17 protein-coding genes and 1 riboswitch are annotated in these 15,677 nt (G+C 49.7%); of the genes, 14 read left to right on the top strand and 3 right to left on the bottom strand.

The window, feature by feature from the left end; translation table 11 throughout:
- Positions 1-41 precede the first annotated feature (41 nt).
- The 3 genes from nagA to PQI28_RS12995 all read left to right on the top strand — a co-directional run bounded on the left by nagA (position 42) and on the right by PQI28_RS12995 (position 3,205).
- Entirely contained in the window at positions 42-1,190 is a 1,149-nt protein-coding gene (gene nagA / locus PQI28_RS13005; RefSeq protein WP_339963536.1) for an N-acetylglucosamine-6-phosphate deacetylase, read from the top strand.
- Positions 1,187-1,951, top strand: coding sequence for a glucosamine-6-phosphate deaminase (nagB, locus tag PQI28_RS13000; RefSeq protein WP_339963535.1), 765 nt, complete (start codon positions 1,187-1,189; stop codon positions 1,949-1,951). The genes nagA and nagB overlap by 4 nt, the downstream gene beginning before the upstream one ends.
- Positions 1,952-2,101: 150 nt before the next feature.
- On the top strand, positions 2,102-3,205 hold the full coding sequence (locus PQI28_RS12995) for an LCP family protein (RefSeq protein WP_214747437.1): 1,104 nt from the start codon (positions 2,102-2,104) through the stop codon (positions 3,203-3,205).
- 219 nt (positions 3,206-3,424) lie between these two features.
- On the opposite strand, the gene PQI28_RS12990 is transcribed toward PQI28_RS12995, so the two are convergent.
- Complete coding sequence (locus PQI28_RS12990) at positions 3,425-4,153, bottom strand: GntR family transcriptional regulator (protein WP_074032977.1); 729 nt, start codon at positions 4,151-4,153, stop codon at positions 3,425-3,427.
- Between the two features lie 96 nt (positions 4,154-4,249).
- Here PQI28_RS12990 and PQI28_RS12985 point away from each other — a divergent pair, with 96 nt between their 5' ends.
- The 11 genes from PQI28_RS12985 (at position 4,250) to PQI28_RS12935 (ending at position 14,724) form a co-directional block, all read left to right on the top strand.
- Positions 4,250-5,410, top strand: coding sequence for an alanyl-tRNA editing protein (locus tag PQI28_RS12985; protein ID WP_339963534.1), 1,161 nt, complete (start codon positions 4,250-4,252; stop codon positions 5,408-5,410).
- Positions 5,404-5,832, top strand: coding sequence for a GNAT family N-acetyltransferase (locus PQI28_RS12980; protein WP_339963533.1), 429 nt, complete (start codon positions 5,404-5,406; stop codon positions 5,830-5,832). The genes PQI28_RS12985 and PQI28_RS12980 overlap by 7 nt, the downstream gene beginning before the upstream one ends.
- A gap of 77 nt (positions 5,833-5,909) precedes the next feature.
- Positions 5,910-6,089, top strand: a riboswitch (Lysine riboswitch).
- Positions 6,090-6,203: 114 nt separating this feature from the next.
- The gene (locus PQI28_RS12975; protein ID WP_371743064.1) at positions 6,204-7,403 is read left to right on the top strand and encodes an aspartate kinase; all 1,200 of its coding nucleotides are present in this window, start codon (positions 6,204-6,206) and stop codon (positions 7,401-7,403) included.
- Positions 7,404-7,415: 12 nt separating this feature from the next.
- Entirely contained in the window at positions 7,416-8,411 is a 996-nt protein-coding gene (locus PQI28_RS12970) for an aspartate-semialdehyde dehydrogenase (RefSeq protein WP_224863385.1), read from the top strand.
- A gap of 12 nt (positions 8,412-8,423) precedes the next feature.
- Positions 8,424-9,305, top strand: coding sequence for a 4-hydroxy-tetrahydrodipicolinate synthase (gene dapA / locus PQI28_RS12965; protein ID WP_224863383.1), 882 nt, complete (start codon positions 8,424-8,426; stop codon positions 9,303-9,305).
- Entirely contained in the window at positions 9,302-10,051 is a 750-nt protein-coding gene (dapB, locus tag PQI28_RS12960) for a 4-hydroxy-tetrahydrodipicolinate reductase (protein ID WP_339963532.1), read from the top strand. Before dapA ends, dapB begins: the two co-directional genes overlap by 4 nt.
- Positions 10,029-10,736: a 2,3,4,5-tetrahydropyridine-2,6-dicarboxylate N-acetyltransferase gene (dapD, locus tag PQI28_RS12955; RefSeq protein WP_074032983.1), complete on the top strand. Its 708-nt coding sequence runs from the start codon at positions 10,029-10,031 to the stop codon at positions 10,734-10,736. Before dapB ends, dapD begins: the two co-directional genes overlap by 23 nt.
- Positions 10,737-10,785: 49 nt before the next feature.
- Positions 10,786-11,712, top strand: coding sequence for a branched-chain amino acid transaminase (locus tag PQI28_RS12950; protein WP_214747408.1), 927 nt, complete (start codon positions 10,786-10,788; stop codon positions 11,710-11,712).
- Positions 11,713-11,726: 14 nt separating this feature from the next.
- Positions 11,727-12,815 carry an alanine racemase gene (gene alr, locus PQI28_RS12945; protein ID WP_224863377.1) on the top strand — a complete coding sequence of 363 codons (1,089 nt, stop codon included), beginning with the start codon at positions 11,727-11,729 and terminating at the stop codon, positions 12,813-12,815.
- On the top strand, positions 12,785-14,077 hold the full coding sequence (gene lysA, locus PQI28_RS12940) for a diaminopimelate decarboxylase (protein WP_224863375.1): 1,293 nt from the start codon (positions 12,785-12,787) through the stop codon (positions 14,075-14,077). The genes alr and lysA overlap by 31 nt, the downstream gene beginning before the upstream one ends.
- A 92-nt stretch (positions 14,078-14,169) precedes the next feature.
- The gene (locus tag PQI28_RS12935; RefSeq protein ID WP_339963531.1) at positions 14,170-14,724 is read left to right on the top strand and encodes a nitroreductase family protein; all 555 of its coding nucleotides are present in this window, start codon (positions 14,170-14,172) and stop codon (positions 14,722-14,724) included.
- A gap of 98 nt (positions 14,725-14,822) precedes the next feature.
- Here PQI28_RS12935 and PQI28_RS12930 read toward each other — a convergent pair whose 3' ends face one another.
- Positions 14,823-15,008 (bottom strand): hypothetical protein, encoded by a 186-nt coding sequence (locus PQI28_RS12930; protein ID WP_214696806.1) that lies wholly within the window; start codon positions 15,006-15,008, stop codon positions 14,823-14,825.
- Between the two features lie 109 nt (positions 15,009-15,117).
- Entirely contained in the window at positions 15,118-15,654 is a 537-nt protein-coding gene (locus tag PQI28_RS12925) for a gamma carbonic anhydrase family protein (protein ID WP_337874438.1), read from the bottom strand.
- Between the last annotated feature and the right edge of the window lie 23 nt (positions 15,655-15,677).

The raw sequence follows: 15,677 nt of genomic DNA, 5'->3' as shown, positions 1-15,677 counted from the left end.
ATGATAACATGGAGGAAAACAAAAGAAGGAGTGGTGAAGCGATGGGGACATTGATTAATGCTCATATCGTGTCAGCGGAACAAACGTGGGAGCGTGGGTATATCAGATGGAGTGACCAATCGATTGAAGAAATCGGATCAATGGAACAATTTAAGCAACGAGACGAGAGCGTCATCGATGTCTCGGGTGCGCTCGTCACGCCTGGCCTCATCGATGTTCATATACACGGGGGGTATGAAGTCGATACGATGGACGCGGACGAGTCACGGCTTCGTCAATTAAGTGAAGACATGCTTCAAGAGGGTGTCACGTCATTCTTTGCGACCACAATCACCCAGTCGAAAGAAGCGATTGAACGGGCGTTGACAGCAGTTCGGAACGTCATTGAGTCAGACGATACGACCATCGTTGGGATTCATTTAGAGGGGCCATTCGTCAATGTGGAGATGGCGGGTGCACAACCAGCAGAACATATCATTGATCCGGATGCGGAACAATTCCGAAAGTGGCAAGAGCTTGCCGGTGGTCATATCCGACTCGTCACGTATGCACCGGAACGGCCGGGAGCCCGAGCATTTGAAGCAGCCCTTCGTGAATCGGGTGCGATCGGTTCAGCGGGACACACGAGTGCGACGTTTGAAGAGAATAAGCAGGCGGGCGTCAAACATGGAACACACCTATATAACCAAATGCGTGGCTTGCATCATAGGGAACCGGGAACGGTCGGATATTGTCTCTTAGAGAAAGGTGTCATGGCCGAAATCATTCCAGACGGGATTCACAGTCGTCCGGAGATGGTCGATTTTGCTTACCGCTTAAAAGGAGCGGATGAACTCGTCGTCATCACGGATGCGATGCGGGCGAAAGGTCTGCCTGACGGACAGTATGAACTTGGGGGGCAACCCGTCATCGTAGAAGGAGGCGCTGCCCGTCTTGAAGCAGGGAATCTCGCCGGGAGTGTCTTGACGATGGATGCGGCATTCCGAAATATTCAAGCGTATACGGGATGTACGGTGGGAGAAGCGGTCAAAATGACTTCGACGAATGCGGCAAAAGAATTCGGATTGACGACAAAAGGAGACATCAAATCGGGGTTTGATGCGGACCTTGTCGTTTGGGATGACACAGCACATGTTCAAATGACAATCGTCAAAGGAAACATTGCATATGAACGGGAGGAACAACGATGAACGTATTAGTCGCAAAGACAGCGAATGACGCGGAACGTATCGCCTATTCGCTCATTAAAGAACGGATTTCAGGGAAACATGACTTCGTACTCGGTCTCGCGACAGGCAGCACGCCGGTCGGGATGTATCAAATGTTTAAGCAAGACGCGCTCGATTGTAGCCATGTGACAAGCGTCAATTTAGATGAATACATCGGTCTATCACCAGAGCATCCACAAAGCTACAACCGCTTTATGAAAGATCGCTTGTTTGACGAAGTGCCGTTCAAACAAAGCCATCTTCCTCAAGGTGATGCACCAGACCCTGAGGCGGAGGCGGCTCGTTACGAAAGTCTCGTCCGAAAGCTTGGTGTTGACTTACAACTTCTCGGTATCGGGGAAAATGGTCACATCGCATTTAATGAACCGGGCACGGCGCTCGATGCGAAGACACATGTGACGGAACTCACCGAATCCACACGAGAGGCAAACCGTCGTTTTTTTGACCGATTGGAAGATGTTCCGACGCATGCAATCACAATGGGTCTCGATACAATCATGAATGCGCGTGAGATCGTTCTTGTGGCGACGGGCGAGCGAAAGGCAGAGGCCGCACAACATATGATTGAAAGCGTACCGACGGTCGACTGGCCAGCGACAATCCTTCAAGCGCATCCAGGTGTGACGGTCGTACTCGACGAAGCGGCCGCATCGCGCTGTGCAGAAGCTCTTCAAGCACGAGGACAAGAAGCAGCAACACGATTTTTCACCATTCGGGCTTAATCAACCTGCGGAGACATCTCCGTGGGTTTTTCTGTTTTCAACTGTGGGAAAATGTAAAGAAATGAATTTGTCATCAAAACGTTTTCGACAAATTTCACACTTTCCTCTATAATGAGTGAAGCTCATTACTTTGACTCGAAGGAGACCATTATGAATTCTAGAACACATACTCGTAGACAGCGCAAAGGTCCGTCTGCGTTTTATAAAGTCTTTAGTGCCCTTGTGCTGATTGCGATTATTGCTGGGTCTAGCATTTACGGTACCGCATTTTATAAAGCGCACAACATGTTGTCCGGCACCCAAGTCACGCTAGAGGACGACCCGACGGTTGAACCGACTCGCTTTGACAAAGAAGATACGGAGTCGTTTTTGATTTTAGGGACAGACCTTTCTCCACAAAAGAAAGCGCGTGGAGAGTTTGGACGCTCGGATGTCATGATTGTCGTCATTCTGAACAAGAAAGAAAAGCAGACGACGATGCTCAGTATCCCGCGTGACTCGTACGTCAATATCGATTACACAGGATACAATATCCCTTATGGAAAGACAGGTCTTGATCAAGATAAGATCACACATGCCTACTATTTCGGTTCCATGGATGAATCGAACCCGAACAACGGGATGCGTATGGCAACAAACACGATTGAGGACTTGGTCGGCGTTGAAATCGACCATGTCGTCTCGCTCAACTTCCAAGGATTTGTGGATTTCATCGATGCAGTCGGTGGTGTTGAGATCGACGTTCCATTCTCATCACAACAAAACAGCTATGACGCCTCACGTGAGACCGTACAAATCGAAGAAGGACTTCAGCAACTTTCTGGTGAAGAGGCACTCGCCTATGTCCGTAACCGATATGACGACCCACGTGGAGACATCGGGCGTGGACAACGCCAGATGGAAGTCATTAATGCCGTGCTCGAACAGTCACTTGGCACGTCACTCATCAATAACTATGATAAGGTCTTGAAAGCCGTGGGCGACAACATGCAGACGACGCTCGGACCGAATGACTATATGCGTTTGATTGAAGATGTCGGTGCACTACACAATACGGTGCAATATCAATTGACAGGTGAAGGCGCCCGTGCAGATGACGGCCACTTCTACTATTTCTTGAATGAACCGCTTCTTGAAGAAGTACGCTATCGTGTGCAGCAAGCGGACGCAGGAAATCCTGTGGAGCCGATGACGGATACGGAATTAGAGTCTTACACGTTAGACCCGAGTGGGGTAACGTACGAAGCGCAATAAAGTTTAACTTACGAAAAATGCAAAACGCTCAGAATTCATTTTCTGAGCGTTTTTTATGTGGCAATGTATTTCAGGTCAGATTGCTTTTTTGTTTGAGATTGCTTGAAAGTTGATTTAGTCAATGAGTTTTCCCACTCAAAAATTTGGTCTCACAGTAAGGACAGCGATATACATCCCCCACATCAGTGTCACGGTCAAAAAGTATTTCTGTTTCGTGCGTTATATGCGATCCATCGCAACGGTTAACGAATAGGAGTCTCCACGAAAGAGCGAGCGACTATATTCAAACATGTCACCGTTCTCGAGATAGGTACGTTGATCGATCAGCAATACCGGTGCATTTGGAGAGATGGTCAGCAGTTTCGCTTCCTCGGGACCGGCGCTGCGGGCTTCGAGTGTCTGTGTTGCATTTTTCAAACGTAAACCGTGCTGTTCGGCGTATGCATAAATGGAACCGGTCGCGTCTTCTTTCGTCAAGTCAGGCAATAAACGGACAGGAATGTAGGCGGTCTCGAGCGCGAGCGGATGGTCGTCTGCGAGTCGGAGCCGCTTCATTTCGTATACCGGTGTTTGATTCGGGATACTCAGTTGTTGGGCGATTCGATCCGTTGCCGGGATGACCTCGTAGGACAAAAGACGACTGAGTGGTCGCATGCCACGATGTTTGATTTCTTCAGAAAAACTCGTCAGTCCGGACAACGTCATGGCAATCTTTTGGCTCGCGACGAATGTCCCTCGTCCTTTTTGACGGCTCAAATAACCGGCGTTGACGAGGTTCATGATTGCTTGACGAATCGTCATGCGACTGACATGAAATTGTTCGGAGAATTCACGTTCTGAAGGTAGCGTGTCTCCTGGCTTTAACAATCCGTCATCAATTTGTTGCTTTAAGTACGCTTCAATTTGATAATAAATAGGTAACGGAGATTGTTTATCGATTTCTAACATATCATTTCGCTCCTGACTAAGAAGATGTATGTTTCATTATAGACGAAATTAGACTAGTTGTCTGAACAGATTAATAGAGAGAAGGTGGAGGACAAGATGAATCAATATACAGTCAATACAATCGTGACCTCAGTAAGCGAGGATGGAAAAGGTCATTGGCATACACTCGAGCATAGTCCTTTTTATGCGGAAGGTGGGGGGCAACCGGCAGACCGGGGATGGATTGATTCGCATGACGTATTAGATGTGCAACTCAAGGAAGGTGAAGTGTGGCATCTGTTGTCAGCGGCATTACCTACCGGAACACCAGTAGTGGCTCGAATCAATGAACATGTGAGACGAGACCATTCCATCCAGCATACTGCCCAACATTTGTTAACGGCGATTTTGGAAGATCGTCACGGCATTCGTACGCTCAGTTTTGGAATTGGGGAAGAGGATTCATCCATTGAGATTGAGACGGCAGGGATGGACTGGGCTCAAGTTGAAGCTCTTGAGCAAGAGATGCAGCAACTCATCTTTGAGAATTATCCGATTCATGTGTATGAAATCGCAGAAGAAAAAGTGGACCGGACGCGCTTACGGAAAGCGACCGATCGAACAGGGATGATTCGAATCGTCGAAATCGAAGGGCTTGATTATAACGCGTGCGGTGGGACACACGTGGAAACGACAGGGCAACTTGGTACGATTCACGTGACGACGCTCAAAAAAGTGAGAGGAAACATCCGCTTGACGTATGTGGCCGGTAATCGGGCGTTGAAAGCGACACAACGAGCTCGAGAAGCGTTACGGACAATCCACCACACGTTCTCGACGACGAATGAATCGGTGGCGGCGCGTGTGATTGAAGAGCACACGATTCGTCTTGAACGTGAGAAAGAAATCAAGACACTCGAAGAACGGATTGCGAAAGCGAAAGTGGAGGCAGTCTTACAAGAGGATAATTATGTGGCATTACACGTGGGACGGACGGAAGCCGAAACATTGACGACTGCAATTATTGAACGAATCGCAGCGACCGGACGAATCGCGGTCGGAGCCAACTACAGTACGCAAAAATTATTTGTCATGCATGACGGGACTCATGATATCGCGGTCGGAACATTCCTCCGAGCAACCCTTCAAGAGATGAAGATTGGTCGCGGTGGTGGGAATCATAAGCAGGCACAAGCACGATTCACTTCGGTCACGGAACTTGAACGAGGGATGGAAGAAATCGTGAGACGATTACAAGAGGGGGTCTTACCATGTTGACGATTCAATCGGGAAAAGAAGCCAAGTTGATCGAGCAGGCCAAGCAAGTACGGGAAATCGTATTCGTTCAGGAACAAGGAATCGATGCGAGTCTCGAATACGATGATTTAGATGATGTCTGTACGCACGTGATCGGTCTCCTTGACGCGCAACCGGTGACGACAGCACGTCTTCGCCCGGTAGACTCGACTGTCGGGAAAGTGGAGCGGGTGGCGACGATTCAGACGGCCCGAGGTCATGGGTATGGAAAAGAAATCATGGACGAAGTCGAACGTGTCGCAAAACATCAAGGATTAAGCGAACTGCGCCTAGGTGCACAGTTAACGGCGCTTCCGTTCTACGAAAAAATCGGGTACGAGGCGTTCGGAGATGAATTTTTAGATGCCAATATCCCACACCGTATGATGCGGAAAACGTGGTAACTCTTTTTTGAAATATCCCATTTTTCTAAAAAAAGGTTGGCAAGAAGATTTCGTTTTGTTATAACTAATACTAACAACTGACAGATAGAGGTTGCGAATGACATGAGTAAGCTTGGTTGAAACGGACGCACTCCGGACCGAGCCGAAAGGGGAAATTCGCCGAAGTCGACGTTCACGTGCGTGTGAACGAAGGCTGGGGTAGTCGTGAATAACGCCTACACTGCCATGGTCAACTACCATGGAGCGCTATCTACGGAACGATTCTTTAATCGTTTTTCAACTGCGCGTACAAGCGGCAGACCGTAGGGAGAGTGCTTCCTACCGGTCTGCCGCTTTTTCTGTTGGTGGACATCTTGAAAGTGGGGAACTTGATGACAACCGTACTGAAATTTGGAGGCAGCTCTGTTGCCACAATCGAACAAATACAAGCCATTTCAGACTATTTACAAACACGTGTGGCGACCGGTGAAAAATTGGTCGTCGTCGTATCAGCAATGGGCAAGACGACGGACTCGCTCCTGTCGCTCGCTAAACAAATCACGGAGCGCCCGATGATTCGTGAACTCGATCGACTACTCGCCGTCGGGGAAGAACAGACGATCAGTCTACTCAGCATCGCCTTGAACTCGCGAGGGGTACCTGCCATTTCACTCACCGGACAACAAGCCGGGATTGATACGATGGGCATCCATACGAAGAGCAAAATCAAAGCGATTCGTAAAGAAGTATTGCATGAGAAGTTGCGTCAGTACGATGTTTTAATCGTCGCTGGTTTTCAAGGTGTGAATGAAGCGGGAGACGTTACGACACTCGGGCGTGGCGGTTCGGATACGACAGCAGTCGCACTTGCGGCCGTCCTCAGTCAACGTTGTGAAATTTATACGGATGTGGCTGGGGTATATACGACGGACCCGCGGATTCATCCGACGGCGAAGCGCCTCGACACCGTCTCTTATGATGAAATGATGGAGATGAGTGCACTCGGCTCTAAAGTCATGGAAATGCGAAGCGTCGAGCTCGCGAAAAAGTATGACGTGAATATTTTTGTTGGAAAGACGCTCTCGAGCGAAGGAGGAACATGGATCATGGATACGACGCAAGCAATGGAACAGAAAGCAGTCACGAGTGTAAGTGTCGTCAAAAACGTACTCAGTGTCTCAATTAAACACATCCCGCACACGGCAGCCGGAGTCGCGGACATCTTTGAGCGATTGTCCGAACGTCACGTCAATATCGATATGATTTCACAGACGGCGTTCGATGGCGAAGTGTTCCTTTCGTTCACATGTCCACTCGACGAAGAGGCGTTCTTAGAAGAGGCACTCGCAGAATTAACAGCGACCTTGCCACAAATCAAAATCGATCGCCATACGGAACACGCAAAAATTTCGGTCGTCGGAATCGGTATGCGAGACGCGACCGGTGTCGCATCAGAACTCTTCGCGACATTCCGCGAGATGGGGATTCCGTTCTATCAAGTCACGACATCTGAGATTAGCATTTCCTACACGATTCAAGAACAAGACGTGGAAGCGGCAGTCGCAGCCATTGCGGCTCGCTTCAACTTATAAGGGGGTAGCACGATGTATAACGTAGCTGTCGTCGGCGCAACGGGCGCCGTCGGACAAAAAATGATTGACGTCTTAACCGAATACGAATTTCCAATCAGTGAACTGAGACTATACGCTTCGGCCCGTTCGGCAGGGAAGACAGTCGAAGTGAACGGACAATCGATTGTGATTCGTGAATTGAACGATTCGATTTATGCGGACCCAATCGATATCGCTTTGTTCTCTGCCGGTGGAAGTATCAGCGAACAGTATGCGCCACGCTTAAGTGAACAAGGGGTCATCGTCATCGACAACTCAAGCGCATTCCGAATGCAAGAAGGAATTCCGCTTATCGTACCGGAAGTGAATCGAGTCGAACTCAGCCCGGAGAAGACGCTCATTGCGAACCCGAACTGTTCAACGATTCAATCGGTCGTCGCGCTCGCGCCGCTATCGGAAGTATATGGGTTGACGCGAGTCGCCTATACGTCTTATCAAGCCGTATCCGGTTCAGGTCAAAAAGGGATTGATGACCTCGAACGCGGTGCTCGCGGTGAGGATCCGACGAATTATCCGTATCCGATTTATGATAATGTATTGCCGCAAATCGATGTCTTCTTAGAAAATGGCTATACGAAAGAAGAACAAAAAATGATTGAAGAGACGCGTAAAATTTTGAACGCGCCGAACCTTGGCGTAACGGCCACTTGTGTCCGAGTGCCAGTACGAAACAGTCATGCGGTATCCATCACGGTGACGCTCGAACGGGATGCGACAGTCGCAGAAGTCAAAGCCGTACTCGCAGATGCGCCAGGTGTCGTGATTATGGACAACCCAGCCGAACTTTCATATCCGACACCACTCGATGCAAACGGAACCGATGAGGTGTATGTCGGTCGGATTCGCCGGGATGACTCACAGCCGAATACATTCCATTTGTGGTGCGTCGCGGATAATGTTCGAAAAGGCGCAGCGGCAAATGCGGTTCAAATCGCACAATGCATGATCAGTCAAACAGCGACAAAATAAGGAGGAGATGACATGTTCACAGGAGTTGCGACAGCACTAGCGACACCGTTTCAAGAAGATGGACAGTTAAACTTAGAGGCATGGACGGCGTTGATTGAAGACCAAATTCAAGAGGGAGTAAGTGGACTCGTCATCGGTGGAACGACCGGCGAAGGAATGACACTGACGAATGAAGAGTTCGAGACTTTGCTCGTTCGAGCAGTAGAGGTCGCAAACGGTCGAGCGGTGATCATCGCGGGAACGGGATCAAACAACACGGCTGTCAGTATCGAAAAAACGAAGCGCGCCGCAGAACTTGGAGCGGAAATGGCGATGGTCGTTACCCCGTACTATAACAAGTCAACACAAGCTGGGCTTCTCGCTCACTTTACAGCGATTGCGGATGCATCACCGATTCCGCTCATGCTATATAACGTCCCGTCACGAACCGGCGTTGCCCTGGCTCCCGAAACGGTCGGGGAGCTTGCGGAACATCCGCGCATCACGGCCTTGAAAGAGGCGAGTGGAGATATCTCGGTCATGGCACAGATGATGGCTCATCTTCCGGAAGGATTCACCGTCTACTGCGGGAATGACGATCAAATTTTGCCATATATGGCTTGGGGCGCTCAAGGGGTCGTTTCAGTGTTATCGAACGTTTATCCGGGTGCGACCGTCGCCTTGGCAGAAGCACTTTTAGCAGGTGATCTTCAGACGGCGCGCACATGGCAATTGCGCCTCCTCCCCGTGATCGACGAACTTTTCGCAGAAGTGAATCCGATTCCTGTGAAGGCCGCTCTTCAAGCGAGAGGATTTGAATTTGGTGCGCCACGTCTTCCGCTCGTCCCGATGAGCGCGACGGCCGAAGCGAAATTGCTATCGGCGATGGAGCAGTTTAACGAGGTGAGACAATGAATGTACTCATCCACGGATTCGGTGCGATGGGACGAATCGTCGAAGAAGTCGCCAACACGCAAGGCGTGAACGTCTCGGCTATTGTTTCACCTGGGAGTGACGAGCATCTGGCATCATTAGACGAGGTGGATGCACAAGTCGATGTCGTCATTGATTTTTCAAATCCGGCACTACTCCCTGACTTGCTTGCATTCGGACGGTCACGTAACATTCCGCTCGTCATCGCGACGACAGGATTCACACCTGAGGAACTTGCGGATATCGAAGAAGCATCATCAGACATCCCGATTTTTCAGTCGTATAACACATCGTATGGGATTGCTCTGTTGAAGCAGTTACTCGATCAACTCGTTCCGCTCACGCTCGGCTATGATATCGAGGTCATCGAGGCGCACCACCGGAAGAAAGTGGACGCACCGAGCGGCACGGCGGAGCTGTTGGCCCGCGCCATCGAATCGAAGCGAGAGGTGACACCGATTTACGAACGAACATCACGTCGGGAAGCGCGTGGCGCCGAAGAGTTAGGGATGCACTCGATTCGTGGGGGCACAATCTTCGGGGAACATACCGTGCTTTTCGCTGGAGATGATGAAATGATTGAATTGAAACATACCGCGTTATCCAAACGCGTGTTTGCAAACGGGGCACTCGCTGCAGCAGCAACAATTATCGATCGCCCAGCAGGACTTTATAATCTATCGAACTTATACGAGGAGGCTACTCATGTTACTCACAAACGCTTATGAAATCGCACAATATATTAAAGATGCTAAAAAGGAAACACCGGTAAAACTTTACGTCAACGGCCAATTGGCAGGTCTTGAAATCGAAGAAGCGAAAGCATTCGGTACAGACGAGTCGAAACTGTTCTTGACGACGGCGGAGCGCGCAGCAGCTTTCTTAGAAGCGAATGCGTCAGTCATCACCGATTCACACCTTGAATATGATCGTCGCAACAGTGCCGTTCCGATGCTCGATACGACACAACTCAACGCACGAATTGAACCAGGTTCGTTTATCCGTGACCACGTTCAAATCGGAAACAACGCTGTCGTCATGATGGGGGCTGTCGTCAACATCGGGGCAGTCATCGGAGACGGTTCGATGGTCGACATGAACGCCGTCATCGGAGCACGCGGAACGCTCGGAAAAAATGTTCACCTCGGAGCAGGTGCCGTGGTCGCCGGTGTCCTTGAGCCACCTTCAAAAGATCCAGTCATCATTGAAGATGGTGTCATGATCGGAGCGAACGCTGTCATCTTGGAAGGGGTTCGCGTCGGCGAAAATGCAGTAGTCGCAGCTGGAAGTGTCGTCACGCAAGATGTGCCTCCAGGTGTGGTCGTCGCGGGTACACCTGCACGCGTCATCAAGCAGAAAGATGAAAAAACTTCTGAAAAAACGCAACTTGTTGATGACTTACGCTCTCTCTAACGTATAATAGACAGAAAATATAAACAATGAGGAATGGGAGAGTTGCATTATGGAACAGTATGGACAATGGATGTGGAAAGACGGGGCTTGGATTGAGCCGACTGACGCAAACACGAGTATCATGACACACGCGATTCACTACGGAAGCGGGTTCTTTGAAGGGATTCGCGCGTATCACACGGAAGAAGGCCCAGCCATCTTCCGCTTACGTGAACACTTGGAGCGACTCGTTCGCTCGTGTGCATACTACCACGTCACACTACCTTACACGGTAGACGAACTCGAACAAGCGACGATGGAATTGATTGAACGAAACGGATTTGAAGCATGTTATATCCGCCCGTTCGTCTTCCTCGGGACACCTTGGCAAGCACTTATGCCGACAGCAGAGACGAAGGTACATGTTGCCATCTCGTGTTGGCCGCTCGGCGAATATTTCAGCAAAACAGTCGGGATTCGGGCGAAAGTAGCCTCGTATCGCCGCGTATCTTCTACGATGATGCCGATGCAAGCGAAAGCGGCATCGAACTATATGAACTCTCAGTTACTAAAAGGGGAAGCGCTTCGTGACGGATTTGATGAAGCGATCGCCCTCGATATGAACGGAAACGTCAGTGAGGCGAGCGTCGCGAACATCTTCCTCGTCAAAGGGAAGACAATCACGACACCGTCGCTCGATTGCTCCGTACTCGATGGCATTACGCGTCAGACGATTATGCAACTTGCGCGTGAAGCAGGTTACGAAGTCGTGGAACGTCACATCGGGCGCGATGAGCTATACGTAGCCGATGAGATCTTCTTGACGGGAACGGCAGCCGAGGTGACGAGCGTCATCGAGGTCGATCACATCTCAATCGGTGGCGGCGTCCAGTCGGTCGCGACAGAAATGTTGACACGCTATCGTGAGGCCGTATCAGGACAACTTCCGGAACACCGTGATTGGGTTACGTTTGTAAAATCAGCAGTCAAAGAGTAAAGGAGTTTTAAACGATGGGAGTCACAATTGACTTGAATGCGATTCGCGAGAACAAACGTCGGATTGAAGCGCTCGGGCGCCCCGTGTTTGCGGTCGTGAAAAACAACGCCTATAACCTAGGGATGGAGCCAGTTGTGACGACTTTGTATGATGAAGGGGTCCGTCACTTCATGGTGACAACAATCGAAGAAGCAATCGAAGTTCGAACGCATGCAGCATCGGCTCGTGTCCTCGTCATGAATCCGGTCTATACGTGGCAACACGTGCATGCCCATGACTTTGATGTCGCCATCGGGTCATATGAATGGCTCGTCTCACAGCGAGAGCATCTCGATGGAGTTCGCCTACACTTGAAACTAGATGTCGGGATGAACCGATTCGGTGCCAAAACGTTTGAAGAAGCGCTACAAATCGTCGCCTTCTGTCAAAATGAAGGACTGGACCTCGTCGGATTATGTACGCACTTCCCGCTCGCGGATGCAGATAACGCGGAAGTCGAGCATAGCGTGCAAGTCGAACGTTTTGCCGACTGGTCGACACGATTGATGGAACGGCATACGTTTGAATTGATCCATGCGGCAAATAGTGCAGCCACGCTTCAAGATGACGCGCGCTTGCATCATTGCACACATGTGCGTGTCGGAATTTTCTTATATGGCTATTCATCGGTCGAACCGGTTGAATGGTTGGTTCCCGCTTTCTATTGGGAGACGGAAGTGGTCGCGGTCCATGACATCGAAGCGGGGGCTCATGTGGGATATGGGACGGGATACGCAGCCGAAACGAAGGAGCGAATTGCCGTTCTTCCGGTCGGATACGGAGATGGGTTAATGCGAGCGAGACGTCACTTGCCTGTTCATATTGAAGGGAAAGCCTATCCGTTCGTCAGCAATATCTTTATGAGTCATAGCTTCATCAAAGTGGACGACGACGTACAAATCGGCGATCGGGTCACATTATATGGGGTAGAAACGAAAATCGATGACGTGACACGTGTTGGTTACGCCAACAATTCAGAACAGCTCTGTGCTCGTTCATGGCGTGTCCCCCATCGCTTTGAAGGAGGAATTGTATGTACACCACCAATCAATCAGAATGTTTGATCGAAGGTGTGTCCGTCCGTGAACTTCAAGCGACGTACGGGACACCTTTATATATCATGAGTGAGCCAGAACTAGAGCGTCGCCTCGGGATTGTCCAGGATGCGTTCCTAGACAAGTATCCGAACACGTATGCGTTATACGCGTCAAAAGCGTTATCGATTGCGGCCGTGTATGAAAAAGTAATGGCGTCAGGTTTAAGTGTCGACGTCGTCTCAAGGGGTGAGATGTACGTGGCACTGCATGCCGGTGTACCGGCAGAGCGCATTCACGTCCACGGGTCGAACAAAACGATCTTGGATATCACGTTCGCACTCGAACAGGGGATTACACACTTTACCATCGACAACATGCGTGAAATCAGCCTCTTGTCAGGACTTGCGGCTGAATATAATCGTGAAGTCGATGTTCTTCTCCGCATCGTGCCTCAAGTCGTTGGAGGTGCCCATGCGGCGATTCAAACGGGTGGGGTTGATACAAAATTTGGTTTCCCGACGCATGACGACACGTATTTAGATGCTGTTCGTGCGACGTTGGAAGCGGAACATTTACAGTTGAAGGGCATTCACTGTCACGTCGGTTCTCAAATTCAAGATCCGACCCTCTTCATCAACACGGTGAAGACGATGGTGCGCTTCATGGATACGATTCGTCAGGAGACCGGCTATACGACGGATGTGTTAAACATTGGTGGTGGCTTCGGTGTCGCTTACTTGGATGAAGACGAGCGTCTCGACTTCGCACAAACGATGGAGCGTGTGATGGAGACGTTGGTCGAGGAAGTCGAGGCACGTGAATTGCCACTTCCAAAAATCGGGATTGAACCGGGTCGTTGGCTCGTCGCCAATGCAGGCGCCACGCTTTATGAGGTGGGAACCGTCAAAGAAGTGAGTGGTGTACGCACGTTTGTGTCCGTCGATGGGGGGATGACAGATAACATTCGTCCGGCGCTATATGACGCAGAATATGAAGTCGTGGCAGCGACTCGGATGAATGAAGAGAAGACGCTCGAGGCAAAAATTGTCGGAGCGTGTTGCGAGTCGGGAGATATCATCTCGAACCGCTCTTTGATCCCTCCTGTCACACCGGGTGATTTGCTACTCGTCAAAGCAACGGGAGCGTATAACTTCTCGATGGCGAGCAACTATAACCAAATGCTTCGTCCTGCCGTTGTGTTCGTCAAAGATGGACATCATCGCCTCGTCGTACGTCGCCAAACGTTTGAAGACCTGGTGGCATGCGAGGTCATTGGTCAATCGATTTAAGGCTACAGAGCAATCTGTAGTCTTTTTTGATTTTGAAATGAGAACGTTTTTCAATTATGATAGAGAAGAGAAAAAAAGGGGAAGTGACGGTCATGACAAAGACAGTAGCACAACAGCTAATTGAAGAAAGACGCACCGTTCGGATGTTCAAAGAAGAACCGATCGATACGAAGGTGCTTTACGAGGTGTTGCAATCGGCACACCACGCACCGTTTCATAATAAAGTCGAGCCCTGGAACGTGTATGTGTTCAACGGGGATGGCAAACAAGTGTTACTCGATGCGCTCGAGCCAGCCTTTTCGGAGGCGTCAGAAGGACAGCGTGAAAAAGTGACAGGACGCATCCTGAATGCAGCAACGTGTATGTATGTGACGGCAAAGCGATTTGAGACGGAAAAAGGGAATCGTGACGCGTTGCTCGCGACGGCGACATTTATTCAAAATGTTCAACTCTTATTTAGTGAACGTGAGATCGGAATGGTCTGGCGTACGGGTGAACTATTTGACGATGCGCGTTTGAAAGAAATGATTGGGGCGGAAGGGGAGACGTTTATCGGTCTTCTGCAAATCGGGAAATATGACACAGCAGATATCCCTGCACCGAAAGCACGACAGCCAATTGATGCACACTTGACCATTTTCGAATAAAAAAGCGAGCGAAGGGAGAATCCTTCGCTCGCTGTCTATATAAATCCGTTATCGTTTTAATTTAGTTGCGAGCCAATCTTGAATCACAGGTGTGGGAATCATCCAGCCGTTCCTCCATTTTTAGAATCTTCTTCTCTACTATTATCCAAATGCATACGTTCCCAAACCTCACGATGTGCACCATGGAGCGTGTCATCGAAAGAATCATCGATATGAAGGCCATAACTTGGATTAATCGATGAGGCGTACAGGTCTAACATGAGTTGATCGTGGTTCGGATACATAGAGTGGGCTCCTTTCAATACGTCAGCTTGGCTACACCATTAGTATACAAAGGAACTGTGTAGAAAATTCGAGAGAAACGTTAACATTTTATGAATCTTGTAAACGCTTTCACAAACTGTGTGTTTCGCTTACAGGTACGCACGACTGTTTGTACTGCTCAGCACGTTTCGCATACTTCTTAACCGTTCTCTCCATGATGAAGCGGTCTTCGTCGTTCAGAGGACGGACGACTTTTGCTGGTACGCCCATCACCATTACCCCTTCAGGGATTTGCATATTCGGTGTCACAAGCGCACCCGCAGCCACGAATGACCCTTTCCCGATTTTTGCACCATCGAGCACGGTAGCGTGCATCCCGATCAAGCAATCCTCTTCAATCTCGCACCCGTGAATCATCGCCATATGACCAATCGAGACACGGTCATGGATAATGGTCGGTGAACCCTCATATTGATGAATCATCGAACCATCCTGAATATTGACATAAGAACCGATTCGAATCGGACCCTCGTCTCCACGGATGACGGTGTTGAACCATACTCCTGAGTGTGCCCCGATTGTCACATCGCCAATGACATGTGATCCTGGTGCAAGATAAGTCGTCGAATCGACATGTGGTGTCAGTTCTCCTAGTTTGTATTGCATCGTTGTAACCCCTTTCAGATCGA

The organism is Exiguobacterium sp. USCH10 (assembly GCF_037619445.1).
Lineage (GTDB): Bacteria > Bacillota > Bacilli > Exiguobacteriales > Exiguobacteriaceae > Exiguobacterium > Exiguobacterium aestuarii_A.
Note: the sequence above shows the minus strand (reverse complement) of the source record. Positions and strands in the feature narration are given on the sequence as shown.

Excerpts from the sequence above, each read along its gene's own strand:
- nagA (WP_339963536.1), top strand. The coding sequence starts at position 42 with ATGGGGACATTGATTAATGCTCATATCGTGTCAGCGGAACAAACGTGG.
- PQI28_RS12930 (WP_214696806.1), bottom strand. The coding sequence starts at position 15,008 with ATGTATCCGAACCACGATCAACTCATGTTAGACCTGTACGCCTCATCG.
- PQI28_RS12970 (WP_224863385.1), top strand. The coding sequence starts at position 7,416 with ATGTATAACGTAGCTGTCGTCGGCGCAACGGGCGCCGTCGGACAAAAA.
- alr (WP_224863377.1), top strand. The coding sequence starts at position 11,727 with ATGGGAGTCACAATTGACTTGAATGCGATTCGCGAGAACAAACGTCGG.
- PQI28_RS12990 (WP_074032977.1), bottom strand. The coding sequence starts at position 4,153 with ATGTTAGAAATCGATAAACAATCTCCGTTACCTATTTATTATCAAATT.
- lysA (WP_224863375.1), top strand. The coding sequence starts at position 12,785 with ATGTACACCACCAATCAATCAGAATGTTTGATCGAAGGTGTGTCCGTC.
- nagB (WP_339963535.1), top strand. The coding sequence starts at position 1,187 with ATGAACGTATTAGTCGCAAAGACAGCGAATGACGCGGAACGTATCGCC.
- dapA (WP_224863383.1), top strand. The coding sequence starts at position 8,424 with ATGTTCACAGGAGTTGCGACAGCACTAGCGACACCGTTTCAAGAAGAT.
- PQI28_RS12980 (WP_339963533.1), top strand. The coding sequence starts at position 5,404 with ATGTTGACGATTCAATCGGGAAAAGAAGCCAAGTTGATCGAGCAGGCC.
- PQI28_RS12935 (WP_339963531.1), top strand. The coding sequence starts at position 14,170 with ATGACAAAGACAGTAGCACAACAGCTAATTGAAGAAAGACGCACCGTT.
- dapB (WP_339963532.1), top strand. The coding sequence starts at position 9,302 with ATGAATGTACTCATCCACGGATTCGGTGCGATGGGACGAATCGTCGAA.
- PQI28_RS12975 (WP_371743064.1), top strand. The coding sequence starts at position 6,204 with ATGACAACCGTACTGAAATTTGGAGGCAGCTCTGTTGCCACAATCGAA.
- PQI28_RS12995 (WP_214747437.1), top strand. The coding sequence starts at position 2,102 with ATGAATTCTAGAACACATACTCGTAGACAGCGCAAAGGTCCGTCTGCG.
- PQI28_RS12925 (WP_337874438.1), bottom strand. The coding sequence starts at position 15,654 with ATGCAATACAAACTAGGAGAACTGACACCACATGTCGATTCGACGACT.
- PQI28_RS12985 (WP_339963534.1), top strand. The coding sequence starts at position 4,250 with ATGAATCAATATACAGTCAATACAATCGTGACCTCAGTAAGCGAGGAT.
- PQI28_RS12950 (WP_214747408.1), top strand. The coding sequence starts at position 10,786 with ATGGAACAGTATGGACAATGGATGTGGAAAGACGGGGCTTGGATTGAG.
- dapD (WP_074032983.1), top strand. The coding sequence starts at position 10,029 with ATGTTACTCACAAACGCTTATGAAATCGCACAATATATTAAAGATGCT.